Source organism: Tissierella sp., from assembly GCF_031460495.1.
Lineage (GTDB): Bacteria > Bacillota > Clostridia > Tissierellales > Tissierellaceae > JAVKTS01.
The window spans coordinates 1-1,077 of sequence record NZ_JAVKTS010000013.1; the positions used below are offsets into that span (position 1 = coordinate 1).

At 34.9% G+C, this 1,077-nt stretch carries 1 protein-coding gene; it reads left to right on the plus strand.

Annotated features, from left to right (window positions below; genetic code table 11):
• Positions 1-1,077 (plus strand): glycine C-acetyltransferase (locus RIN63_RS15265; protein ID WP_310445615.1); only part of this gene is annotated, 1,077 nt, incomplete at both ends.

Here is a 1,077-nt window from a genome sequence, read left to right on the forward strand (position 1 = left end):
GAAGTAATATTAAATGGCAAGAAGGTAATTAACTTATCATCAAACAATTACTTAGGATTTGCTAACCACCCAAGACTTAAAAAAGCTGCTATTGAAGCTGTAGAAAAATATGGTGCAGGTACAGGAGCTGTTAGAACGATTATAGGAAATATGGACATCCATGAGAATTTGGAAGCACTTTTAGCTAAATTCAAAAAAGATGAAGCAGCATTCCTATATCAATCAGCTTTTAATTGCAATGCTGGAACAATTCAAGCAGTTACAGAAGCGGGAGATATCATTATATCAGACGAATTAAACCATGCTTCAATCATAGATGGTACAAGATTATCAAAAGCTTCAAAAGGAATATACAAACATTCAGATATGGACAGCTTAGAAGCAATATTAAAAGAATCAAGAGATAAATATAGAAATATCTTGATAATTACAGATGGAGTTTTCTCTATGGATGGAGATATAGCTAAATTACCAGAGATAGTTCAATTAGCAGAAAAATATGAAGCAATGACTTATGTAGATGACTCCCATGGATCAGGCGTATTAGGAGAAAGTGGAAGAGGTACAATAGATCACTTTGGCTTACATGGTAGAGTTGACTTCTCAATGGGATGTTTATCCAAAGGTATAGGAGTAATGGGAGGATATGTATCAGGTTCCCAAACAATGTGTGATTGGTTAAGCCATAGAGCAAGACCAGTATTATTTAGTACATCCTTACCACCAGCAGTAATAGGAGCAGTTACAGAAGCAATAACTATGCTAATGGAATCAACAGAGTATACAGATAGATTATGGGACAATGCAAAATACTGGAAATCAAAAATAGGTAACCTTGGATACAATACAGGACATAGTGAAACACCAATTACTCCAGTAATCATTGGAGACGAAGCTAAGACAATGGAATTTAGTAGAAAATTACTTGAAAAAGGAGTTTTCGTATCTGCAATAGTATTCCCTACAGTACCAAAGGGAACAGGAAGAGTTAGATGTATGGTAACAGCAGATCATACTAAAGAGCAATTAGACAGAGCAGTAGAAGTCTTTGAAGCAGTTGGAAAAGAGATGAATATA